General features: G+C 74.2%; 21 protein-coding genes and 1 pseudogene. 10 read left to right on the top strand and 12 right to left on the bottom strand.

What is annotated here, in order from left to right; genetic code table 11:
- Positions 1-1,047 (top strand): anthranilate phosphoribosyltransferase, encoded by a 1,047-nt coding sequence (gene trpD / locus ABZ570_RS21680; RefSeq protein WP_358066366.1) that lies wholly within the window; start codon positions 1-3, stop codon positions 1,045-1,047.
- A gap of 158 nt (positions 1,048-1,205) precedes the next feature.
- On the top strand, positions 1,206-1,412 hold the full coding sequence (locus tag ABZ570_RS21675) for a hypothetical protein (RefSeq protein ID WP_358066363.1): 207 nt from the start codon (positions 1,206-1,208) through the stop codon (positions 1,410-1,412).
- Between the two features lie 105 nt (positions 1,413-1,517).
- Here ABZ570_RS21675 and ABZ570_RS21670 read toward each other — a convergent pair whose 3' ends face one another.
- Positions 1,518-1,943: a cytochrome c oxidase subunit 4 gene (locus ABZ570_RS21670; RefSeq protein ID WP_358066360.1), complete on the bottom strand. Its 426-nt coding sequence runs from the start codon at positions 1,941-1,943 to the stop codon at positions 1,518-1,520.
- A gap of 10 nt (positions 1,944-1,953) precedes the next feature.
- On the bottom strand, positions 1,954-2,925 hold the full coding sequence (gene coxB, locus ABZ570_RS21665; protein ID WP_358066357.1) for a cytochrome c oxidase subunit II: 972 nt from the start codon (positions 2,923-2,925) through the stop codon (positions 1,954-1,956).
- A gap of 241 nt (positions 2,926-3,166) precedes the next feature.
- Here coxB and ABZ570_RS21660 point away from each other — a divergent pair, with 241 nt between their 5' ends.
- Together ABZ570_RS21660 and ABZ570_RS21655 are read left to right on the top strand one after the other, a co-directional pair.
- Positions 3,167-4,318, top strand: coding sequence for an aminotransferase class V-fold PLP-dependent enzyme (locus ABZ570_RS21660; protein WP_358066354.1), 1,152 nt, complete (start codon positions 3,167-3,169; stop codon positions 4,316-4,318).
- Positions 4,319-4,373: 55 nt separating this feature from the next.
- Positions 4,374-4,616: a sulfurtransferase TusA family protein gene (locus ABZ570_RS21655; protein ID WP_358066351.1), complete on the top strand. Its 243-nt coding sequence runs from the start codon at positions 4,374-4,376 to the stop codon at positions 4,614-4,616.
- 120 nt (positions 4,617-4,736) lie between these two features.
- On the opposite strand, the gene ABZ570_RS21650 is transcribed toward ABZ570_RS21655, so the two are convergent.
- The gene (locus ABZ570_RS21650; protein ID WP_358066348.1) at positions 4,737-5,609 is read right to left on the bottom strand and encodes a M23 family metallopeptidase; all 873 of its coding nucleotides are present in this window, start codon (positions 5,607-5,609) and stop codon (positions 4,737-4,739) included.
- 173 nt (positions 5,610-5,782) lie between these two features.
- Between ABZ570_RS21650 and ABZ570_RS21645 the strand changes: the two genes are divergently transcribed.
- Complete coding sequence (locus ABZ570_RS21645; RefSeq protein ID WP_358066345.1) at positions 5,783-7,813, top strand: BTAD domain-containing putative transcriptional regulator; 2,031 nt, start codon at positions 5,783-5,785, stop codon at positions 7,811-7,813.
- A gap of 45 nt (positions 7,814-7,858) precedes the next feature.
- On the opposite strand, the gene ABZ570_RS21640 is transcribed toward ABZ570_RS21645, so the two are convergent.
- From ABZ570_RS21640 to ABZ570_RS21625, 4 genes are all read right to left on the bottom strand, one after another.
- Positions 7,859-8,347, bottom strand: coding sequence for an ATP-binding protein (locus ABZ570_RS21640; RefSeq protein WP_358066394.1), 489 nt, complete (start codon positions 8,345-8,347; stop codon positions 7,859-7,861).
- Positions 8,348-8,412: 65 nt separating this feature from the next.
- On the bottom strand, positions 8,413-9,390 hold the full coding sequence (locus ABZ570_RS21635) for a carbohydrate kinase family protein (protein ID WP_358066342.1): 978 nt from the start codon (positions 9,388-9,390) through the stop codon (positions 8,413-8,415).
- Positions 9,391-9,610: 220 nt separating this feature from the next.
- Positions 9,611-9,979, bottom strand: coding sequence for an iron-sulfur cluster insertion protein ErpA (erpA, locus tag ABZ570_RS21630; RefSeq protein ID WP_358066339.1), 369 nt, complete (start codon positions 9,977-9,979; stop codon positions 9,611-9,613).
- Positions 9,980-10,133: 154 nt separating this feature from the next.
- Positions 10,134-11,294 (bottom strand): glycerate kinase, encoded by a 1,161-nt coding sequence (locus ABZ570_RS21625; RefSeq protein ID WP_358066336.1) that lies wholly within the window; start codon positions 11,292-11,294, stop codon positions 10,134-10,136.
- Positions 11,295-11,338: 44 nt separating this feature from the next.
- Here ABZ570_RS21625 and nadA point away from each other — a divergent pair, with 44 nt between their 5' ends.
- The 3 genes from nadA (at position 11,339) to ABZ570_RS21610 (ending at position 14,764) form a co-directional block, all read left to right on the top strand.
- Positions 11,339-12,514 carry a quinolinate synthase NadA gene (nadA, locus tag ABZ570_RS21620; RefSeq protein WP_358066333.1) on the top strand — a complete coding sequence of 392 codons (1,176 nt, stop codon included), beginning with the start codon at positions 11,339-11,341 and terminating at the stop codon, positions 12,512-12,514.
- Between the two features lie 157 nt (positions 12,515-12,671).
- Positions 12,672-14,081 (top strand): UDP-N-acetylglucosamine 1-carboxyvinyltransferase, encoded by a 1,410-nt coding sequence (gene murA, locus ABZ570_RS21615; RefSeq protein ID WP_358066330.1) that lies wholly within the window; start codon positions 12,672-12,674, stop codon positions 14,079-14,081.
- Positions 14,082-14,155: 74 nt separating this feature from the next.
- Positions 14,156-14,764, top strand: a complete 609-nt coding sequence (locus ABZ570_RS21610) for a DUF3043 domain-containing protein (protein ID WP_358066327.1) — start codon at positions 14,156-14,158, stop codon at positions 14,762-14,764.
- Positions 14,765-14,815: 51 nt separating this feature from the next.
- On the opposite strand, the gene ABZ570_RS21605 is transcribed toward ABZ570_RS21610, so the two are convergent.
- Both ABZ570_RS21605 and ABZ570_RS21600 read right to left on the bottom strand, forming a co-directional pair.
- Positions 14,816-15,124, bottom strand: a complete 309-nt coding sequence (locus tag ABZ570_RS21605) for an AzlD domain-containing protein (protein WP_358066324.1) — start codon at positions 15,122-15,124, stop codon at positions 14,816-14,818.
- Complete coding sequence (locus ABZ570_RS21600; protein WP_358066321.1) at positions 15,118-15,924, bottom strand: AzlC family ABC transporter permease; 807 nt, start codon at positions 15,922-15,924, stop codon at positions 15,118-15,120. Before ABZ570_RS21600 ends, ABZ570_RS21605 begins: the two co-directional genes overlap by 7 nt.
- 68 nt (positions 15,925-15,992) lie before the next feature.
- On the opposite strand from ABZ570_RS21600, the gene ABZ570_RS21595 reads away from it, so the two are divergent.
- Positions 15,993-16,553: an XRE family transcriptional regulator gene (locus tag ABZ570_RS21595; protein WP_358066318.1), complete on the top strand. Its 561-nt coding sequence runs from the start codon at positions 15,993-15,995 to the stop codon at positions 16,551-16,553.
- A 459-nt stretch (positions 16,554-17,012) separates the two neighbouring features.
- Here ABZ570_RS21595 and ABZ570_RS21590 read toward each other — a convergent pair whose 3' ends face one another.
- The 3 genes from ABZ570_RS21590 to ABZ570_RS21580 are packed head-to-tail and all read right to left on the bottom strand — an operon-like array spanning position 17,013 to position 19,508.
- Positions 17,013-17,981 (bottom strand): ATP-binding cassette domain-containing protein, encoded by a 969-nt coding sequence (locus tag ABZ570_RS21590; protein ID WP_358066315.1) that lies wholly within the window; start codon positions 17,979-17,981, stop codon positions 17,013-17,015.
- On the bottom strand, positions 17,978-18,787 hold the full coding sequence (locus ABZ570_RS21585) for an ABC-2 family transporter protein (RefSeq protein ID WP_358066312.1): 810 nt from the start codon (positions 18,785-18,787) through the stop codon (positions 17,978-17,980). Before ABZ570_RS21585 ends, ABZ570_RS21590 begins: the two co-directional genes overlap by 4 nt.
- Positions 18,780-19,508 (bottom strand): ABC-2 family transporter protein, encoded by a 729-nt coding sequence (locus ABZ570_RS21580; RefSeq protein ID WP_358066309.1) that lies wholly within the window; start codon positions 19,506-19,508, stop codon positions 18,780-18,782. The genes ABZ570_RS21585 and ABZ570_RS21580 overlap by 8 nt, the downstream gene beginning before the upstream one ends.
- Before the next feature lie 284 nt (positions 19,509-19,792).
- Here ABZ570_RS21580 and ABZ570_RS21575 point away from each other — a divergent pair.
- A pseudogene (locus tag ABZ570_RS21575) lies at positions 19,793-22,746 on the top strand (hypothetical protein); the annotation flags it as partial.

The following is a 22,746-nucleotide window of genomic DNA, read 5'->3' as shown; positions in this document are numbered from 1 at the left end:
ATGGGCGAACGGACCTGGCCCCTGCTGCTCAACGCGCTGCTGCGCGGCGCGGAGCTGTCCACCGCCGACACCGCGTGGGCGATGGACGAGATCATGACCGGCTCGGCCAGCCCCGCACAGGTGGCCGGGTTCGTGGTGGCGCTGCGCGCCAAGGGTGAGACTCCGGGCGAGCTGGCCGGCCTGGTCGAGGCGATGCTGGGCCGGTCCGTGGCGGTCGAGCTCCCCGAGGAGATCCGGGCCACCGCGCTGGACGTGGTCGGCACCGGCGGCGACCTCGCGCACACGGTCAACATCTCCACGATGACCGCGCTCGTGGTGGCGGGGGCCGGCGTCCGGGTGGTCAAGCACGGCAACCGGGCCGCCTCCTCCTCCTGCGGCACCGCCGACCTGCTGGAGTACCTCGGCGTGCCGCTGGACCTGGCCCCCGAGCAGGTGGCCCGGTGTGTGACGGAGGCCGGCATCGGGTTCTGCTTCGCGGGCCGGTTCCACCCGGGAATGCGCCACGCCGGTCCCATCCGGCGGGAGATCGGCGTGCCCACCGCGTTCAACTTCCTCGGCCCGCTGACCAACCCGGCCCGTCCCCGGGCCGGCGCGGTCGGCTGCTTCGACCTGCGGATGGCACCGGTGATGGCGGCCGTCTTCGCGGCCCGCGGCGACTTGGTGGTCGTGATGCGCGGCGAGGACGGGCTGGACGAGTTCACCACCGCCGCGCCGACCCGCGTCTGGGTGGCCCAGCAGGGCACCGTCAGGGAGGCGCTGCTGGACGCGGCGGAGCTCGGGATACCCCGGTCCACCCTGGCCGACCTGCGGGGTGGAGATGCCGCGTACAACGCCGGCGTGGCCCGGCGGCTGCTGGCCGGCGAGACCGGCCCGGTCCGGGACGCGGTGCTGGTGAACGCCGCCGTGGCGCTGGCCACCCAGGGCCCGCTCGACGGCGACCTGTACGAGGCGCTGCGGGCCGGCCTGGCCCGGGCGGCCGAGTCGATCGACTCCGGGGCCGCCGCCGCCGTCCTGGACCGGTGGCTCGAGGTCGGCCGCTCCCTCTGACCGGTCGCGGCCGACGGTACGCCGGGCCGCACCCCGGTACGCCCCCGTCCCGGGCCGGAACTGTCAGACCGGCGTGCCAAACTACACGGGAGTAATTTTCCGTTTTCCGCCGATGCCGGCACCGCCCTCGGCGGGCACCGGAGCGAGAGGAGACGCCCGTGTCGGACCGCGAGCTCTACTGCGACACCTGCGAGGGCGTCGTGCTGTTCGAGGCTCCGCCCGGTCTCGACGGGGCCGAGCCGGAGTGGTTCGAACTGGCCTGCACCGGCTGCGGCTCGGCGCTGCTGATCGCCGGGTTCGCCGCCCACACCCCGCGCCTCGACCGGCGGCGCGGCACCCGTCCGACCCACCGCCGCGCCGCCTGACCCACGCGACCACCGGCCTTCGGTCACCGGTCCCGGACGGATCCCGCACCCGGGAACGCGAGCGGCCCGCCTCCCCGACGGGGAGACGGGCCGCTCGGCGTCAGCTCAGTGCTCGGCCGTGCGCCGGGTGCCGCTGTAGTACTCGAAGAGCAGGCCGCAGGCGGCGAGGATGACCGCCACCGCGCCCACGCCCAGCAGCCACATCTGCCAGAAGACCAGCCCCAGACCGCCGACGGTCGCGGCCAGGGCCAGGCCGAACGGCCAGTAGCTGCCCGGGCTGAAGAAGCCGACCTCGCCCGCGCCGTCGGCGATCTCGCCGTCCGGCCGGTCCTCCGGGCGCAGGTCGATCCGGCGGGAGACGAACCAGAAGAAGCCGCCGCACATCGAGCAGAGCAGGAACGACAGCGCAAGCGCCACCGTGCCGACCCACTCGACCCGACCGGTCTCGCCGGCGGTCCAGGCGCCGTAGAGGATGGTGACACCGAAGAGGAACGCCCCGACGGTCAGGAAGATCTTCCACTCGGTCTTCATGCCGGATACCTCAGCTTCCCACGCCGGCCGACGCGCCGGACGGGTTGAAGTTGTTCTTGGTGCGCCGGGTGTCGAACGGCTTGGTCGTCTGGGCGTACGGCTCCTCGCCGATGGCCCGCAGCGCATCCTGGGTCGACTTGCCGGCCTTCTTCTCCGCGAGGAACTGGTCGTACTGCTGCGGCGAGACCACCCGCAGCTCGAAGTTCATGAAGGCGTGGTAGGTGCCGCACAGCTCGGCGCAGCGGCCGACGTACTCGCCCTCCTCGTCGAGGCTGGAGACCTCGAAGACGTTGCGGACGTTGCCCGGCATGACGTCGCGCTTGAAGAGCAGCTCCGGCACCCAGAAGGAGTGGATGACGTCGCGGCTGGTCTCCTCGAACCGGATGGACTTGCCGGTCGGCAGGACCAGCACCGGGATGACGTCGCTGGTGCCGAGGACCGAGGCGACGGTCTTGGCGTCGCGGCCCTGGCCGTCGCGGTAGTTGAACTGCCAGTTCCACTTGAAGGCGACGACCTCGACGGTCACGTCCGGGTTCTTCGTGGTCTTGTCCACGCCGGTCTGCACGACCGCCGTGTAGTAGAAGAGCACCGAGACGATCAGGATCGGGGTGATCGTGTAGAGGAACTCCATCGGCAGGTTGTAGCGGGTCTGCACCGGCAGCGCGTTGCCCCGCTTCCGGTAGCGGATCACGCACCAGAAGATCAGGCCCCAGACGAACACGCCGACCGCGAGCGCCGCGATGCAGGACGCGATCCACAGGTCGTACATCCGGTGCGACTGCGGCGTGATGCCGCCCTGCGGCCACCCGAAGCCGTCGAACGTCCTCCCGACGTCGCAGCCGGTGAGCAGAACCAGCATCGCGGCTCCGCCGAGACCGAGCCCGGCGAGCCGACCAGCACCACGCCGCCGGCGCTCACCGGCTCCTCGGGAAGCGCTGTGCCGTACGGCCGAGGGCCGTACCTCCGAACTCCTTGCGACCACCTGGTCCTGCCTCCCTAGCGCGCCGCGGTGGTTGTCTCCTTCAGCACCGACGGCAAAGGCGTCACCGACGGTCGCAGATTACTCGACCATGACAGGCCTGACCGTCTTGGGGTCACTGTCCGCCCCATCGGGGGGTCCCGCGAGCGGGTCGCACGATACCGTCGGCACTCGTGAGCGAGCGAACCATCGGGGTCAGTGGCGAGGCGCGGCGTGCCGCCGTGGCGCGGAGCGGGGCGACGGCGTGAGCGGATCCCCGGTGTACCTGGACGCGGCCACCGCCGCCCCGCTGCATCCGGTCGCGCGGCAGGCGCTGCTGGCCGCGCTGGACGACGGCTGGGCCGACCCCGGCAAGCTCTACACCCAGGCCCGCCGGGCCCGGCAGCTGCTCGACGCCGCCCGCGAGGCCACCGCGCAGACCCTCGGCGTCCGCGCCGACGAGCTCTCCTTCACCCCCAGCGGTACGGCCGCCGCGCACGCCGCCGTGCTGGGCGGCCTGGCCGGGCGGCGCCGGGTCGGGGTGACCCTGGTGCACTCCGCGATCGAGCACTCCGCGGTGCTGCACGCCGCGGAGCGGCACGTGGCCGGCGGCGGCGCGGCGGTCTCCGTACCGGTGGACCGGCTCGGCCGGCTGGACCTGGACGCCTGGACGGCGGCGGTGGCCGCCCCGGGCGTCGCCCTGGCGGCGCTAATCGCGGCCAGCCACGAGGTGGGCACGGTGCAGCCGGTGCCGGCGGCGGCCGAGGCGTGCGCGCAGGCGGGGGTGCCGCTGTACGTCGACGCGGCGCAGCTGGTCGGCCGGGCGCCGCTGCCGGCCGGCTGGTCGGTGCTGACCGCGAGCGCGCACAAGTGGGGCGGGCCGCCCGGCGTCGGGCTGCTGGTGGTCCGCAAGGGCACCCGCTGGGAGTCGCCGTTCCCGGCCGACGAGCGGGAGTCGGGGCGTACGCCGGGGGTGTTGAACCTGCCCGCGGTGGTGGCCGCGGCGGCGAGCCTGCGCGCGGCGGCGGCCGACGCGGCGGCCGAGACGGCCCGGCTGGGGCCGCTGGTGGACCGGATCCGCGCCCGGGTGGCGGCCGAGGTGCCGGACGTGGAGGTGGTCGGCGACCCGGTGGACCGCCTCCCCCACCTGGTCACCTTCTCCTGCCTGTACGTGGACGGCGAGGCGCTGCTGCACGCGCTGGACCGGCGGGGCTTCGCGGTCTCCTCCGGCTCCTCCTGCACCTCGTCGACGCTGCGCCCGTCGCACGTGCTGGAGGCGATGGGGGTGCTGTCGCACGGCAACGTCCGGGTGTCGCTGCACCGGGAGACCACCGAGGCGGAGGTGGACCGGTTCCTCGCCGAGCTGCCGGGGATCGTCGCCGACCTGCGGGCCGAGGCGGGTGTGACCGGGCTGTGAGCGCGAGGAGTGAGCCGGTTTTGCGAGCCCCGCAGTCGCGAACCGAGGTGGTGCTGTGAGCGCGAGGAGTGAGCCGGACGAGGTGCTGGACTGCCGGGGCCAGCGGTGCCCGCTGCCGGTGATCAACCTGGCCCGCCGGCTGCCCGAGCTGGCGGTCGGCGCGGTGGTGCGGGTGCTCGCGGACGACCCGGCCGCCGCCGTCGACATCCCGGCCTGGTGCCGGATGCGCGGCCAGGAGTTCGTCGGCGCCGCGACGACGGACGGCGCCCCCGGGTACGACGTCCGCCGCACCCGGTGATCCCCCGCGCCTCGTTCCCGTCGATCAAGAGGTCCGCGTCACGGGCCGGCCCCGGGTGACGCGAACCTCTTGATCAACGTCGGCGGATCGGCTCGGCCACCGGCCGAGCACGAGTGTCGGTTACCCGCAGTGTTCGAAGGCCGAGGTGTAGCTGGAGCCGCCGGTGCTACCGCCCCACTTCACGCAACCCGGCGACGTGCGGATCACCGGCCCCGCGTAGTACGAGAAGTTGCCGGAGTCCGTTGACCTCGTCGAGCCCTCCGGTTCGAGGAAGGCGCTCGTGGCGGTGGCCGTACCGACGTTCGCCATCTTCAGCGTGACCGCGCAGTTCTGGCTGGTCGAGCCCTTCCACAGCAGGTTGGCGGTGCCGGCCGTACCGAGCTTCACCGAGTCGATGACCTCGAATCCGCTGCCGCACACCTCGGCCGGGTCGTACGACGTGGCACAGTTCCTGCTGGTCACCGAGGCGTTCGGGTAGCCGAAGGTGGCGCCGTTGAAGACGGCCTTGATGATGTGCGACTGGGAACGGTCCGGGTAGCGCACCTCGTAGTGCAGGTGCGGGGAGATGTTGTTGCCCGATTTGCTGGTGTTGCCGACCGCGCCGATGGCCTGGCCGCCCAGGACCGACTGGCCGGCGACCACCGCCCGCTTGTCCAGGTGCGCGTAGTAGGTGTAGTACCCGCTGCCGTGGTCGATCACGATCAGGTTGCCGTACCCGTTGGTCTCGCCCTGGTGCGCGGAGACCGCGACCGTGCCGGCCGCCGCGGCCAGCACGGTGTCGCCAAGATCCGCGGACGCGGTGGACCCGCGGTTGAAGTCGATCTCCCAGGACACGTGGGCGCTGCTGTTACTGCTGTTGCCGGTCCAGGTCTGCCCGCACGGGAAGGGGAGCTGGAACGCGGGCGCGGCGTGCGCCGGGTTCGCGATCAGCAGGGTCCCCGCGACACCGATGACGAAGGCACTCGCGGCCCTCAGCAGATGACGTAGTCGCATCTGGCCGTCCTCTCCATAGCTGCTCCGGGTCGCCAGCCTGGCCCGGCGCCCTCCAGCCCGACTCCACATCGCCTACAACCGATCGACGTCGGATCGGCCGTCACCACTGGCCCCATCCCGTCGGCGCCGCGTAGCATCGACAAAGACGATCATCGATCGTGGGCGGTGTGGCGATGCCAGAAGGACTTGAGCTGCGCATACTTGGTCCGCTGGAGTTGCGGCGCGACGACGTCCCCGTCCCGCTGGCCGGGGTCAAACCCCGCCAGCTGCTCGCCACGCTCGCCCTCCGGAACCAGCGCACGGTCACCGTGGACCACCTGATCGAGGTGCTCTGGCCGCAGGACCCGCCCCGCTCGGCGGTGGCCAACGTGCACACGTACGTCCACGCCCTGCGTACGCTCCTCGGCGCGGCCCGGCTCCGCCGGCAGCCGCCCGGTTACCGGCTGCTGCTGGGCCCGGCCGAACTCGACGTGGCCCGCTTCGACGAGCCCGACCCGGCCACCGACCCGGCCCGGCTGGACGCCGCGCTGGCGCTGTGGCGGGGCGATCCGATCGAGAACCTGCCGCACTCGCCGCTGTGGCGGCCCGAGGTGGAGCGCCTGGTCGAACGCTGGCGGCTACTGCGGGAGCAGCAGGCCCGGGTACGCATCGGCTCCGGCGACCCGGCTGGGGCGATCGCCGACCTGCGCGCACTGGTGACCGAGGACCCGCTGCGGGAGGAGGCCTGGCTTCTGCTGGTCACCGCGCTCGAGGCGACCGGCCGCCGGGCGGAGGCGCTGTCCACGTACTCCAGCGCCCGCCGCTTCCTCGTGGAGGGGCTGGGCGTCGAACCCAGCGAACCGCTCCGCCGGTTGCATCGCAGCCTGCTGACCCAGGACGAGCCGGCGGTCCCGGCCGGACCGGCCCGGTTGGCCGGCGACGCGGCCACGATGCTGCGCGGATTCGCCCTGCTCGACCTCGGGCCGACACCCGGCTGGGTGGCCTCGGCCCTGCTGGACCGGCCCGACGTGCAGACCGTGCTGGACAACCTGGAGCTGGGCCGGCTGGTCCGCCGGGTCGGCCGGGACGAGCTGGGACAGCCGCGGTTCCGGCTGTCGACAGTGGCCAGCCTGCTGGCACCGGAGCTGCCCGACCCGGCCGACGAGGCGATGCTGTGCCGGGTCCTCGGCGGCTACCTCGACCTGGCCGGGCGGGCCGCGCAGGCCCTGCCGGCCCAGATCTTCGGCCCCGGGGTGCGTGTGGCGGCCCGCTGGCCGGTACCGGCCGCCGCCGACCTGACCAAGGACCCGGTCGCCTGGTTCACCGTCGAGCGGCCGGCGCTGCTCGCCGCCGTCGACCTCGCCGCCCGGCTGGGCCGTTCCGCACTGGCCTGGGAGTTCGCGCACGCCATGCTGCCCTGGTGCGACCTCGGCGGCCACAGCGTCGAATGGGAGCGGACCCACCGCAGCGCCCTCGACGTCTGCCGGCGCACCGGTGACCTGCTCGGCGAGGCGGTGACCCTCCGCGGCCTCGGGCAACTGCACCTGTACCGCGATCACTACGGCGCCGCCGCCGAGGCGTTCAGCCGGGCCCGGCTGGCGTACGCCCGGCTGGGCAACACGTACGGCGAGGCGGGCGCCCTGGCCGGGCTGGGATCTGTACACCGGGTACGCGGTGAGCACGACGCCGCGTACGACTGCTACCAGCAGGCGCTGGCGTCCTACCTGGCGGTCGGCGATCGGCACGGCCAGGCGTACGTGCACGGGGCGCTGGCCGTGGTGTGGCTGGCCCGCCGGAAACCCGCCGAAGCGCTCCGCTCGCTGAACGCCGGCCTGCCGCTCGCCACCGAACTGGACGACCAGCACCGGGTGGCGCACCTGCTGCACCGGCTCGGGCTGGTCCGGGTGTCACTCGACGAGGCGGTGGCCGCCCGGGACTGTTTCACCGCCGCGCTCGACCGGTTCACCGCCATCGGCGACGCGCACGGTCAGGCGTACTGCCTCAGCGACCTGGCCGAGCTGGAGCGCGGCGACGCGGCGATCACCCGGCTCGGCCGGGCCCTGGAGATCTTCGAGCAGATCGGCGACCGCCGCGGCCAGGAGCAGACCGCCCGGCGCCTCGGTGAGCTGCACCGGGACGCCGGGCGCGAACGGCTCGCCGACGCCTACCTGGCCGAAGCCCGGCGCCTCCGCCACACGGTCCAGCACGAAATGACCCGCGGGTAACGAAGGGCACCTTCTCTCGACGCCTCGTGCAGTGCAGGGCCCCGGTCAGCGGAGGTAGGCGAGGACGCCGGGAAGGGGGTCGGTGTCGACGGCGGTGTCGACCACCAGGCGGGGGCCGATGATCGGCTCGTACTCGGCGCGACGGACCAGGGTCTGCTCCCAGGTGGGGAGGAACTCGTCGGGGAGCCGGGCCTCGACCCGGCGGCGGTGCTCCGCCTCGTCGCCGCAGTGCACCTCGATCACCCGGAGCGGCACGCCGGCCCGTTCGGCCAGGTCGTGCCAGAGGCCCCGGGCGCTGGCCACCGGGTTCACCGCGTCCACCACCACGCTCATCCCGAGCCCGAGCTGCACCTCGGCGATCCCGGCTACCGCGCCGTACGCGGCCATCTCGGGCACGTCGCCGACCAGGCCGTACCGGCCGAGGGCCCGCTCCACCGGAGTGACGGGCAGCACCGGGGCGTGCAGCGCGGCGCCGACCCGGAGGGCGAGGGTGCTCTTGCCGACACCGGGCAGCCCGGCGAAGGCGACCAGCATCGGCCCACCCACGCCGGTGCGGACCGCGCCCGGGTCCACCGTGCCGGGGCCGGGCCCGCCGGAGGTCACGGCAGCAGGTGCGGCCGGACGTCCTCGGCTGCCGCGTCGCCGTACGACTCGGCGAGCCGCTTGACGAACAGATCCGGGCGGACCTCGTACTCCTGGGTGCCGACGGTCTCCAGCACCAGGGTGGCCAGCAGCGAGCCGACCTGGGCGGCACGCTCCAGGCCCAGCCCCCAGGAGAGGGCGGCGAAGAAGCCGGCCCGGAAGCCGTCCCCCACGCCGGTCGGGTCGACCGCCTGGATCTCCCGGGCGATCGGCACGTGGATCGGGTCGAAGTCCCGCCCGGCGATCTCCGCGCCGTCCTTGCCGAGCGTGGTGACCCGGACCTTGACCCGGTCCAGCAGTTGCGCGTCGGTGAGCCCCGCCTTGCTCAGCAGCAGCGCCTTCTCGTAGTCGTTGGTCATCAGGTAGTCGGCACCCTCGATGAGGCCGAGGACCTGCTCCCCGTCCATCCGGGCGAGCTGCTGCGACGGGTCGGCGACGAACGGGAAGCCCCGCTCCCGGCACTCGGCCGAGTGGCGGATCATCGCCGCCGGATCGTTGGCGCCGACCAGCACCAGGTCGAGGCCGCCCAGCCGCTGCGCCACCGGGGCCAGCTCGATGTTGCGGGCCTCGCTCATCGCGCCCGCGTAGAACGAGGCGATCTGGCACATCTCGGTGTCGGTGGTGCAGACGAAGCGCGCCGTGTGTGCCACCTCGCTGACGTGCACCGAGTCGCAGTCCACGCCGTGCCGCTCCAGCCACGAACGGTAGTCGGCGAAGTCGGCGCCGACCGCGCCGAGCAGCACCGGATTCAGCCCGAGCTGGGCCATCCCGAAGGCGATGTTCGCCGCCACGCCGCCCCGACGCAGCACCAGGTCGTCCACGAGGAACGACAGCGACACCTTGTGCAGCTGGTCGGCGATGAACTGGTCGGCGAAGCGGCCGGGGAAGCTCATCAGGTGGTCGGTGGCGATCGAGCCGGTCACGGCGATCTTCATGTCAACCCTCGTGGTCGGGAGCACGGCGCGGTCAGCCTACCGGTCGCCCCGGGCCTACCGGAGGAGGTCGGTCGACAACCGGCCATTCCCCGCACATCCGGCCGTCACCCCTCGGACACCCACCGCAGGACACAACGGCGGGACCGTCCGGTGAGGGACGGTCCCGCCGTTGTCGGGTACGTCAGCCGTCGGCCCGCCGTGGGGCGGCGCCGGAGTCGGCTCAGCTGAACGAGTCGCCGCAGGCGCAGGAGCTGCCCGCGTTCGGGTTGTCGATGGTGAAGCCCTGGGCGTCGATCCGGTCGGCGAAGTCGATGGTCGCGCCGGCCAGGTAGGGGGCGCTCATCCGGTCGACGACGACCTCGACACCGTCGTAGTCGGTGACGATGTCACCGTCGAGCGACCGCTCGTCGAAGAAGAGCTGGTACCGCAGGCCGGAGCAGCCGCCCGGCTGCACGGCGATCCGGAGCCGCAGGTCGTCGCGGCCCTCCTGCTCGATCAGGGCCTTGACCTTCTGCGCCGCGACGTCGGTGAGGACGACGGTGTTGGGGGCCTTGGCCTCGGTCGACTCGGTCTGCGCTGGCGTGGTCACGTGGAAATCTCCCTGCGCGTGTGGGTCCGGACGCCCTGGCCAACGTTCCCCGTCGCCCAGTCATTCCCGGAATGGTCCAGAACCGATCGTACGCCGCCCCGGCGGAAGTCTCCCCCGGTGCCGTGACTCCCGACCTGGAACCGCCGTGATCCGGTCAGCGGCTCCACTGCCGGGCCAGCCGGGCGCCGAGCGCCCGCAGGCCCTCCGCGGGCCGGCCCAGCGCCGCCTCCAGCCCGCCGCGCTCCTCGCCGCCGAAGTGCTCCACCAGGCTGTACGCCTCGGTCACGCCGGCCGCGGCGGCCTCCCGCCGCCCGGTGCTCACCCGCCCCGCCAGCACCACGCAGGGCACGCCCCGGTCCCGGGCGGCCCCGGCCACGCCGGCCACGACCTTCCCACGCAGCGACTGGTGGTCGAAGGACCCCTCCCCGGTGATCACCAGGTCGGCGACGTCCAGCGCGGCGTCCAGCCCGACGGCCCGGGTGACCAGCCGGATGCCGGACTCGCACCGGCCGCCGAGGGCGAGGATCGCCGCGCCGAGACCACCGGCCGCCCCGCCGCCGGGGAGCGCGCCGAGGCCGACCGGGCAACCCGGCAGCTCGCGTTCCAGCACTCCGGCCCAGCGTTCCAGGGCCGCGTCGAGCAGCAGGACGTCCGCCCGCGTCGCGCCCTTCTGCGGGCCGTACACGTTGCTGGCGCCGTGCAGCCCGAGCAGCGGGTTGTCGACGTCGGTGGCGGCGACCAGGGCGGCGCCGCGCACCCGGGGGGCGCCGTCCAGCGCGGCCACCGCCGCGAGGGCCGCCCCGCCGTACGGCAGGGCCCGGCCGGCCTCGTCCAGCGCGGTGACACCCAGCGGGGTGAGCAGGCCGGCACCCCCGTCGTTGGTCGCGGAGCCGCCCAGGCCGATCACCACGGTCCGCGCTCCCGCCTCGACCGCGGCCGCCACCAGCAGCCCCAGCCCGTACGAGGTGGTGGCCTTCGGGTCGCGCTCGGCGGCGGTCAGCAGGTGCGGCCCGCACGCCTGGGCGCTCTCCAGGTACGCGGTGCCGTCGTCGGTGAGCAGGATCTCACCGACGGTGGGCCGGCCGAGCGGGTCGACGGTCGGTACCGGCAGCAGCCGCCCGCCGAGCGCCTCGGCGAGCACGGCGACGAACCCGGGGCCACCGTCGGCGAGCGGCCGGACCAGCAGTTCGTCGCCGGGAGCCACCGTGCGCCAGCCCTCGGCGACCGCGGCGGCCACCTCGGGGGCCGGCAGCGTACCGGCGAACTTGTCCGGGCAGAGCAGCACGCGCATGCGCAGCAGTGTGGCAGGCCACATCGGCACCGGCCGCGGGCCGGTCCGGCTGTGGGACGATGGGAGGCGTGACTTCGACCTGGGTTGAGCCCTCCAACACCGCCACTGCGCTGCTGCTCCTCGGCCGCGGCAGCGACCCCGCCACCGAACGTGGCGTGGAGTGTCCAGGTGACCTGCCCGCGCCGAGCGACCCGGATCTGGTGGCCCGGGCGGCAGCGGCCAAGGCCGCGCTCGGCACGAAGGTCTTCGTGCTGGGCCACCACTACCAGCGCGACGAGGTGATCCAGTTCGCCGACGTGACCGGCGACTCGTTCAAGCTGGCCCGGGAGGCGGCGGCCCGCCCCGACGCGGAGTACATCGTCTTCTGCGGCGTGCACTTCATGGCCGAGAGCGCCGACATCCTCACCACGGATCGCCAGCGGGTGATCCTGCCCGACCTCGCCGCCGGCTGCTCGATGGCCGACATGGCGGTGCTGTCGCAGGTCGAGACCGCCTGGGACGTGCTGACCGAGCTGGGCGTCGCGGAGCAGACCGTCCCGGTGACGTACATGAACTCCTCGGCCGACATCAAGGGCTTCGTCGGGCGGCACGGTGGTGTGGTCTGCACCTCGTCCAACGCGAAGCGGGCGCTGGACTGGGCGTACCAGCAGGGGTCGAAGGTGCTCTTCCTGCCCGACCAGCACCTGGGCCGCAACACGGCGGTGCTGGAGATGGGCTTCTCGCTGGACGACTGCGTCCTCTACGACCCGCACAAGCCGAACGGCGGGCTCACCCCCGAGCAGCTGCGCGACGCGAAGATGATCCTGTGGCGCGGGCACTGCTCGGTGCACGGCCGGTTCACGTTGGACAGCGTCGACGACGTCCGGGAGCGGGTGCCCGGGGTCAACGTGCTGGTCCACCCGGAGTGCCGGCACGAGGTGGTCACCGCCGCCGACTTCGTCGGCTCGACCGAGTACATCATCAAGACCATCGAGGCCGCCCCGGCCGGCTCGGCGTGGGCGGTCGGCACCGAGCTGAACCTGGTCCGCCGGCTGGCGCTGGCCCACCCGGACAAGCAGATCATGTTCCTGGACCGGGCGGTCTGCTACTGCTCGACGATGAACCGGATCGACCTTCCGCACCTGGTGTGGGCGCTGGAGGAGCTGGTCGCCGGCCGGGTGGTCAACCAGATCACCGTCGACCCGGACACCGCCCGACACGCCCGGGCCGCGCTGGATCAGATGCTGGCCCTCCCCGGCGCCTGATCACCCTCGGTCACACCATTGGCACGGAAAAGCGCGGGACACTCCGGTTCGTGCCCTCGCTGGTGATGTGACCGATTCCATTTTCGTCACGGAGGGCTATGCTGCCGGGGCGACGACTTACGCGGGTCGTTTACCCGTGGCCGCATTCCGGGTAGCGATGCAGATCGTGGCCCCCCATCCACACGGCAGCACCAACGCGCTGGAGGTTGCGTTGACCGACGACGTCCTGGTCGTACACGGAGGCACTCCGCTCGAAGGGCGGATCCGCGTGCGCGGCGCGAAGAACCTCGTGTCCAAGGCGATGGTCGCCGCCCTTCTGGGCGACACGCCCAGCCGGCTGTTCGACGTGCCGCGGATACGGGACGTCGAGGTCGTCCGCGGGCTGCTCGGCCTGCACGGGGTCAAGGTCAGTGACGGCGAGGATGACGGGGAGCTCGTCTTCGACCCGTCCAACGTCGAGAGCGCCAGCACCGACCAGATCAACGTGCACGCCGGCTCCAGCCGGATCCCGATCCTGTTCTGCGGCCCGCTGCTGCACCGGCTCGGCCACGCCTTCATCCCGGACCTGGGCGGCTGCCACATCGGCCCACGCCCGATCGACTTCCACCTCCAGGCGCTGCGGGAGTTCGGCGCGACCGTCGACAAGCGGCCGGAAGGGCTGCACCTGTCCGCCCCGAACGGGCTGCACGGCACGAAGTTCGCCCTGCCGTACCCGAGCGTCGGCGCCACCGAGCAGGTGCTGCTGACCGCGGTGATGGCCGAGGGCGTCACCGAGCTGCGCAACGCGGCGGTCGAGCCGGAGATCATCGACCTGATCTGCGTCCTGCAGAAGATGGGCGCGATCATCAAGGTGCACACCGACCGGGTGATCGAGATCCAGGGCGTGCCGAAGCTGCACGGCTACACCCACCGGCCGATCCCGGACCGGATCGAGGCGGCGAGCTGGGCGGCGGCGGCGCTGGCCACCCGCGGCCACGTTGAGGTGCTCGGCGCCCAGCAGGCCGACATGATGACCTTCCTGAACGTCTTCCGGTCGGTCGGCGGCGAGTACGAGGTGACCGACCTCCGGCCGCCGCGGGCCGGCCGGCCGGGCCAGGAGGGCGGCATCCGGTTCTGGCACCCGGGCGGCGAGCTGAAGTCGGTCGCCCTGGAGACCGACGTGCACCCCGGCTTCATGACCGACTGGCAGCAGCCGCTCGTGGTGGCGCTGACCCAGGCCCGGGGGCTGTCGATCGTTCACGAGACGGTCTACGAGCAGCGGCTGGGCTACACCACCGCGCTGAACTCGATGGGCGCCAACATCCAGGTCTACCGGGACTGCCTCGGCGGCACCCCGTGCCGCTTCGGCCGACGCAACTTCAAGCACTCCGCGGTGATCGCCGGCCCGAGCAAGCTGCACGCGGCCGACCTGGTCATCCCGGACCTGCGGGCCGGTTTCAGCCACCTGATCGCGGCCCTCGCGGCCGAGGGCACCTCCCGGGTGTACGGCGTCGACCTGATCAACCGCGGCTACGAGGACTTCGAGGCGAAGCTGGCGGACCTGGGCGCGCACGTGGAGCGTCCGTAACATCACACCCCGTTGTCAGCGCCCGGTGCACCCGCGATGTGCACCGGGCGCGGCTGTTTGGCTACCCTTCACGAGTGCCGTCGCTGTTTCGTCGTAAGCCCGCCGACCTCGTCGAGGAGTCCGTCACCACGGTGACGACCGACGAGGCGTCTGTTGCCACCCGTCCCCGGGGCTACACCCCCAGCAAGAAGGAGCTGGGCGTGGCGACCCCGAAGCGGCCGGGCGCCGGCCGCCGGCCGGGCGCGCCGACCAAGCCGCTGACCAAGGAGGAGGCCCGGGAGCAGCGCCGGGCGGCCCGCGCCGAGGCGGCGGCCGAGTTCCGCCGTGAGGGCGGCCCGCGCGACCGGGGCCCCGAGCGGCTGCTGGCCCGCAGCGTGGTGGATTCCCGGCGTACGGTCGGCACCTGGTTCTTCGGCGGTGCGCTGATCGTGCTGCTCGGCTCGAACCAGGCCATGCCGCCGATCGTCCGGCTGATCTCCAACCTGCTGTGGGGCGCGCTGGCGCTCGGCGTGGTGATCGACTCGGTCCTGATCTCTCGCAAGATCAAGAAGCTGGTGCGCGAGCGCCACCCCAAGAGCACCGAGCGGCTCGGCTCGCTCTACTTCTACGCGATCATGCGGTCGATCACGTTCCGCAGGATGCGGGCCCCGCAGCCCCAGGTCACCATCGGCGACAAGATCTGACCGGGCCTGCCCGGAGCCGGCCCCTTCCCGCCGCGGCGGGAAGGGGCCGTTTCATGCCACCCCGAACAGTCGCAACAGCGCGGTGGTGCCGGCCGCCGCGACCACGACCAGGACGAAGGGCGCCCGCCGCCAGGCCAGCAGCAGCCCGACCAGCACACCGGCCGGGCGGGCGTAGCCGGCGAAGGCGCCGGCCTCGGTCAGCGCGGCGGTCGCGGCGAGCGCGGCCAGCAGGGTGGCCGCCCCGACCGGCAGCAGCAGGCGGGCCCACTCGGGCAGTTCCAGCCGGTCGCGCAGGAGCACCCCGGCGACCCGGAAGCCGTACGTTCCGGCGGCCAGGGCGACGATCACGGCGATCAGCACGTCGCCTCCTCGGCACGCAGGACCGCCTCCGGCCCCGGCTCGCGGGCGGCCTCCTCCTCGCCGTGGCCCGGCTCCGGCACGCCGGCCCCGGACGGCTCGGGGGCCGCTTCGCTTCCGGTGGGCGGGGCCGGCTCGCGGCGGCGCAGCGCGGGCCCGACCACGGCGACGAGGGCGAGCAGGACCGGCAGCCCGGCGGGGAGGAAGGGAGTGGCCAACACGGCCAGCCCGGCACCGGCCAGCGCGACCCGGCGGGTCCGCGCGTCCCGCAGGCTCGGCAGCAGCAGGGCGGCCAGCCCGGCGGGGAAGGCGGCGTCGAGTCCCAGCACGGCGGGATCGCCCACCGCGCCACCGGCCAGCACGCCGAGCAGGGTGCCCGCGTTCCAGGCCAGGCAGAGCAGCACCCCGGCGACCCAGAACGCGCGCCGCCGGGTCGGTCCGGCCGGCCGGGCCAGGGCGAACGCGGTCGCCTCGTCGGTCATCAGGTGGCTGCCGAGCAGTCGCCGCCAGCGCGCCGGGCCGAGGCTGCCACCGAGGGCCAGGCCGAACGGCAGGTGCCGGGCGTTGAGCAGCAGGCCGGCGAGGACCGCCGCGAGCGGGCTGCCGGCGGCCACCAGACCCACCGCCATGAACTGCGCGCCACCGGCGTAGACGAACACCGACATGGCGAGGGTGGCCCAGGCGGGCAGGCCGGCCGCCACCGCCACCGCGCCGAACGAGGCGCCGACGGCGAGCATCGCCGCACCGATGGCGGCGACGTCGCGGAGCATGGCCCCGCCGCCCGTTCGATTTGCCGTACGCATGGTCCATTATCCTGAACGCAACGGCACGCGTTCGTCAAACCGAACAAACCGACCTACGGAGCGAACAATTGACGATCGACCCGGCTCCCCCGCTGGCCACCATCGCGGCCGCCCTGCGCCGCGAGCGCGACCGGGCAGGCATCTCGCTGACCGAGCTGGCCCGCCGGGCCGGCATCGCCAAGTCCACGCTGTCCCAGCTGGAGTCCGGCGTCGGCAATCCGAGCGTCGAGACACTCTGGGCGCTGGGGGTCGCACTGGGAGTGCCGTTCAGCCGCCTCGTCGAGCCGCCGAGCGCCGCCGTCCGGGTCGTCCGCGCGGGCGAGGGTCCACGGATCCGCTCCGAGCACGCCGACTTCAGCGCCACCCTGCTCGCCGCCGGCGCGCCGCACACCCGTCGCGACGTCTACCTGATGGAGCTGGAGCCCGGGGCCGTCCGGGTGGCCGAGGCGCACACCCCGCGCAGCATCGAGCACGTGGTGGTCGCGGCCGGCCGGATGCGCCTCGGCCCGGAGTCCGATCTGGTCGAGCTGGGTCCGGGCGACTACGCCACGTTCCCCGGCGACACGCCCCACCGGTACGAGGCACTGGCCCCCGGCACCTTCGCGGTGCTGGTGATGGAGCATCCATGAGGGGGCACCGGCCGATCGGCACGATCCGCTCCCGGCGTCGCCGCCCACCGGGCGGGCCGCCCGGTGGGCGGGCGGCTCAGGGGGCGTCGGCTGACATGCGGCGCCGGCAGCGCACCGACCACGATCACGTCGAGTGACAGCAGGCCGCCCCCTCAACCTCCCCCCACCCCGCCTTTGCTCTGCAGCCACGTACGCAACGGCCACGCACGGTTGCCGGTTGCCTATATGGCTGCAGAGCAAAGGCGGGCAGAGGAGGATTTCCCACGGCCCCTGCTTCGCGGCTTTCCACTGGTCAAGCGGCCGATGCGGCAGCAGCCCCGCGCGGAGGCGCCTCCAACGCCATCACGCCCCGTGACATCAGGCCTCCGGCGACGACTGTCACCCACAGTTATGGACATGCGTCAGGCGCACCTGGCGGCGCGCCGCTGAGCCCTTGCTACTCGGTCACCCCACACTTGCTCAGCCGACCTCTGCCGGGGCGCGGTAGAGCCGGGCGACGACCTCCTCGATGTCCGGCTCGACGATCGAGATGTCCCGCAGGGCGGCCAGGCCGGCGAGCCCGGCGACCACCTCGGCGACGCTCGCCGACTCCAGCGCGAACACCAGCCGGTGCCCGTCCGCCTCCGTCCGCACCAGCGGGGCGCCGGGCAGCGCCGGCGGATCAGGCAGCGCGGCGTCCAGCTCGGCGACGACCATCCGGCGGGAGCCGTACCGGCTATGCAGCGCGGCGATCGAGCCGTCGTGCACCACCCGGCCGTGGTCGATCACCACGAGCCGCCGGCAGAGCCGCTCGATGTCGGCCAGGTCGTGGGTGGTCAGCACCAGCGTCGTGTCACCGGCCCGGCCCAGCTCGGCCAGGAAGTCCCGGACGGCCTGCTTGCTCACCACGTCCAGCCCGATGGTCGGCTCGTCGAGGAAGAGCACCTCCGGGCCGTGCAGCAGTGCCGCGGTCAGCTCGCCGCGCATCCGCTGGCCGAGGGAGAGCTGCCGGACCGGGGTGTCCAGGAACTCGTCCAGGTCGAGCAGGCTCCGGCAGCGGGCCAGCCGGGCCGCGTGCTCGCCCGCGGGCACCCGGTAGACGTGCCGCAGCAGCTCGAACGAGTCACGCAGCGGCAGGTCCCACCAGAGCTGCGAGCGCTGGCCGAAGACCACGCCGACACGCAGCGCCAGCCGGGTGCGCTCGGCCACCGGGCGCAGTCCGCAGACCCGGGCCTCCCCCGCCGACGGCATGAGCACGCCGGTGAGCATCTTCAGCGTGGTCGACTTGCCGGCACCGTTCGGGCCGATGTAGCCGAGCATCTCACCCCGCTCGACCCGCAGGTCGATCCCGTCGACCGCGGTGACCGTCCGCTTCTCCCGGCGCAGCCGGCCCGCCTTCACCCGGACCGCGAACTCCTTGCGCAGCCCGCTCATCTCGATGGCGCTCATGACCCCGTACTCCGGTAGTGGCGGATCCCGACCCGCCAGGCCAGGGTGGCGATCGCCGCGGCGACCACCGCGACGCCCGGCGCGGCCCAGCCGACCCAGGCCGGCAGGCCGAGCGGGTCGGCCCGGCCGAGCAGCGCCAGCGCCGGGTGGTAGCTGACGAAGGCGAAACCCATCCCGTACGCGAAGAGCGCGCGGAACCAGCCGTCGTAGACGGTGACCGGGTACGAGGTGAAGTCGCGCCCGCCGTAGGTGACCGAGTTGGCCAGCTCGCCCGAATCGATCCAGTAGAACGACACGGTGGCGGTGGTGACGAAGACCGAACCGAAGAAGACCACGGCGGCGAGCGGAGCCACCACCGCCAGGGCCGCCCGCCCCGGCGTCCACTGGATGCCGGCCGAGGCGAGCGCCACCACCAGCACGGCCAGCCCGAAGACCGCCCGGGACACCTTGCGCAGCGGCAGGTCCATCAGCAGCAACTGGGGCAGCGCGGCCAGCGGACGGACCAGCACCGCGTCGAAGAGGCCGGTACGGACGTACCGGGGCAGCCGCTCGATGTTGCCGACCAGCAGGTCCGCGGTGGCGAACGCGAACGACGACAGGCCGACGATCACCAGCATCTCGCGGAGCGTGAAGCCGCCCAGCTCGCGGGTGACCCCGAAGAGCACCAGCACGGTGACCACGTCGAAAACGGTCGCCCCGACGTTGCCGACCAGGTCCACCACGAACGACGTCCGGTACGCGGCCTGCGACCGGGCCTGCGCGCCGAGCAGCGCCCGGTACGCGCCCAGCCGGCCCGGCTCAACCACCCTGCACCACCAGCCGGCGCTCGGCCCGGCGCTGCACCAGCCGGCAGAGGGCGAGCAGCACGACCACCCAGCCGGCCTGCACCCCCACCAGGCCGGACTGTGTCGGCGCCGGGTGCCGTTCCACCAGCACGTCGAGCGGGATCTGCAGCAGACTCGGGAACGGGGTGCCGTACCGCAGCGCGGCCTCCAGCCAGCCGGGCAGGAAGCCCAGCGGGAAGTAGAGCCCGGCGAGCACGCCGGAGCAGAGGGTCCAGAGGATCAGCGGGCCCCGGACGTCCTGCAACCAGTACGCGGTGGCGTTGACCAGGTAGCGGCAGCCGAAGCAGGCCAACACGGCGAGCAGCACGGAGACCGCGAACAGCGGCAGGGTGGCCCAGCGACGGGGCAGGTAGACGTCGAAGAAGAGCAGGCCGATCAGCACCGGCGGCAGCAGCCGGGACAGGCAGGCGAACCCGGCGCGGCCCAGGTCGGCGGCGAGGTAGCTGGTCACCGGGTGGACCGGGCGGAGCAGGTCGGCGGCGATCTCGCCGGTGCGGATCCGGTCGGCCAGCTCGGTCCAGCCCCAGATCAGGATCACCGCCAGGAGTCCCTGCCCGACCCAGACGAAGGTGGCAAGCTGGGCGCGGTCGTAACCGGCGACGCGGCCCGCCGCGCCGGCCGCCGCGAGGAAGATGTAGTAGCGCAGGAAGCCGAAGACGCTGTTGGTGACCACACCCGCCACGGCGGCCTGGCGGTACGTGGCATACCGCCGAAAACCACCCGCCGCTATCGCGCTGAATGTCCGAAACCATCGGGTAACGTTTGAGCCCGTGGGCGGTGCCACAGTGGCGGTGACAGAGCCCACGCCGCTACCCTCCTTCCGCAGCCACGACGTGCCGGACCGGGCGACTCTACCGGCACGTCTGGCGCCCGGCGCGACAATTTCCGACGAGGTGACATCGCCGTGAGCGAGCGACGCGAGCCGGCCCCGGGGCCGCGCCGCGCGGGCGGCGACAAGGTCCCCCGATGAGCGGCTGGGACAGCTGGCGCGAGCTGGCCGAACCGTCCTGGGCCGCCGAACCCACCCACGAGTGGCATCCGCAGTTCCCGGGGCAGCGCTACCCGGGCGACATCGGCATCGAGCACCTGACCCCGCCCGCGCCGCACACCCGGGCCGTCGTCGGCCGGGCCGAGGTGCACCCGGTCCGCCCCGTACCGGCCAACCCGCGCGACCCGCATCCGGTCAGCCCGGCGCCGGGTGACCCGCGCGGCGCGTACCCGGTCAGCCCCGCAGGCCCCGACGAGCGGGGCGGCGCGTACCCCGTCAGCCCCGCAGGCCCCGACGAGCGCCGCGGCACGCACCCGCGGTCCGCCGGCCCCGGCGATCGGCGCGCGTACCCGGACGGGCGTGGCCGGGACGAGCCGCGCGCGGACGGGCGGCGGCCCTGGGCGGAACGGCGCGCGGACGAGGATCCCCGGCGCGGTCCCGCTCCACAGGCGGGCGACCGGTACGACCAACGCGGCCCGGACCGGGCACGGGCCGCGGGCTGGCCGGACGACCGGCACGACCAGCGCTGGGTACGCCCCGAGCCCGGCCACCGGATGCCACCGCCGGACGGCGATCCCCGCCGGCCGGTCTCTCCCGCGCCCGAGCCCGGATGGCTCCCGGAGCCCGGCGAGTTCCCGCACCGCCCCCAGCCTCGGCCGGCCTGGTCCGAGCAGCGCCGGGGTACGCCCGACGGACCGCCCGGCGGGTTCCCACGCGGCCCGCAGGACCGACGCGAGCCCGGCTTCGACCGCCCGGCGGACCGGCGCGGCCACGGGTTCGACGGCCCGGTCGACCGGCGCGAGCCCGGCTTCGACAGGCCGACCGACCGGCGCGATCCTGGCTTCGACCGGCGTGACCCGAGCTTCGACCGGCGTGACCCGAGCTTCGACGGCCCGCCGCGCCGCGAGCCCGGCCCGCGTCGGGATGTCGCCGCCCAGGCCGGCAACCACCCGGCTGCCCCCATCGCGCCGGACGGCCAGCGACGTCCCCTGGATCCGCAACGCCCCGAGCCCGGCCGGCACGGCGGTCCGCGTCCTGGCGCCCACGGTCCTGGCGAGCGGTGGGACGGGCGCCAGCCCCCGTCGGACCTCGCGCGCCCACGGGCCGAGGAGTGGCCGCCCGGCGAGCGGCGGCCCCGCGGCGAGCCGGCCGCGTACCGGCCCGACGGGTGGCAACGCCCGGTCGGCCCGGTTCAGCCCGGCCCCGACGGGCGGCCGGCGCGCCCGGCCGACGAGGCGGTTGCCCGATACGAGGGGCGCCGCCCCGAACCGGTGGGCCACCGGCCCGAGGACCGCCACCGGCCCGAGGAGCGGCACCGGCCCGAGGAGCGGCATGGCCGTCCTGCCGAGCCAACGCCGGCCCGACCCGGCGACGGTTGGCGCACGCCGGAGGCGCCGGCCGCCCGTACCCGGCCGGATGACGTCCGTGACCGACCGGCGCCGCCCGCCCCGGCCCGCCCGGACGTCATGCGCGACCGGCCCGCGGCTCCCGCCGCCGCGCCGCGCCCCGACGACCTGCGGGAACGGCGCGCAGCACCCGCCCCGGCGCGCCGCGACGACCTGCGCGACCGGCCGGTGCAGGCCGCCCCGGCCCGGCCCGACGAGGTACGCGAGCGGCCCGTCGCACCTGCTGCCGCGAGGCCCGACGAGGTGCGACGCCCACCGATCGAGCCGATGGGTGGACGCGACCCGCGGCCGGTGGCGCCCACCTCGGGCGCGCCGGTTCCGGGCGTGCCCACGTCAGGCGTGCCCGTCTCAGGCGCGCCGGTTTCGAGCCCGCCGGTCCCGGGCGTGCCCACGTCGGGCATGCCGGTCTCGGGCGTGCCCGCGTACCCGTCGGAGCAGCCCGCGGCCCGCGACCGGTCCGAGCGTCCGGACGCCGCGCCGCCGCCGGCTGCACCGGCACCGCCCGTTCCCGCACCGCCCGCGTCGGCACCCACGCCGCCCCGGCCACCGCTCTCGCAGTCGGCGGCCGTTCCGGCTCCACCGGCCGGGCCCGTCGACGCCCCGGTTACGTCCGGAGCCCAGCCGGGCAAGCCGGTGCCTTCCGACCAGGACTCGGGTTCGGCCCCGCTGGACCTGTTCACCTCAGCGGGTTCCGCCACACCGCCCCGACCCGCCGACGGTGCAGTCTCCGGTGTGCCGACGCCATCCGGCCACGCCCCCGTCTCCGCGCCGGTCGACACACCGGTCTCCGCGCCGGTCGACGCACCGGTGTCCGCGGCACCGGCTCCCGCCATGCGGGATACCGGCACGCCGTTCACGGGATCGGGGTCGACGGTGCCGGGCGAAGAACCCCGACAGTCGGCACCGGCCGCCGCCGTCCGGCCGGCCATGCCGGCTTCCCCTGCGTCGCCCGACCCGGCCGAGGGCGTGGCCGGGCCGGTATCGGCCACGCCGGCTGCCGCGACCGGGGCCGACCGCAGCGCCCCGGGGGCTCCGGGAAGCTCCCGGCCGGACAACGACCCGGCGGCTGCGCCCTCCGCAAATCGCACTGTTGAGGATGCGGAAGCCTGGTTCCGGCCGAACCAGCCCGCGTCGGATCCGGCCGGCGAGACCGGTCCGACAGCAGCTCACGACGACGCGACGCCGGCTGGGCACGCGATGCCGGGACGCCCGGTCAGCGCACCGCCGGCCGAGGCGACGTCGGGACCGCCCGCGCCGCCGTCCGTCTCGGTGCCCACCGGCGAACGGGGCGGAAACTCCCGGCCGCCGGAGCACGTCCCTGCCGGTGCCGGACCCGCCACCGGCACAGTCCCGCCGACCGACCGGAACGAAGGGCAGGCCGCCGTCCGGCCCGCTGATACGGGCGGGCCCGGACCCGTTTCGCCGCCCATCCCGGATGCGGTCACGCCGCAGGCCGGGCCCGCCACACACGTACCGCCGGCCCAGGTTCCCGGGCAGACCGCGCCGCCGGTGTCGGCACCACCGGC

This window comes from Micromonospora sp. NPDC007271 (assembly GCF_040634005.1).
In the GTDB taxonomy this organism is placed as follows: Bacteria; Actinomycetota; Actinomycetes; order Mycobacteriales; family Micromonosporaceae; genus Micromonospora.
The sequence above is the reverse complement of the archived record's forward strand: the minus strand, read 5'-3'. Positions and strand labels throughout refer to the sequence as shown.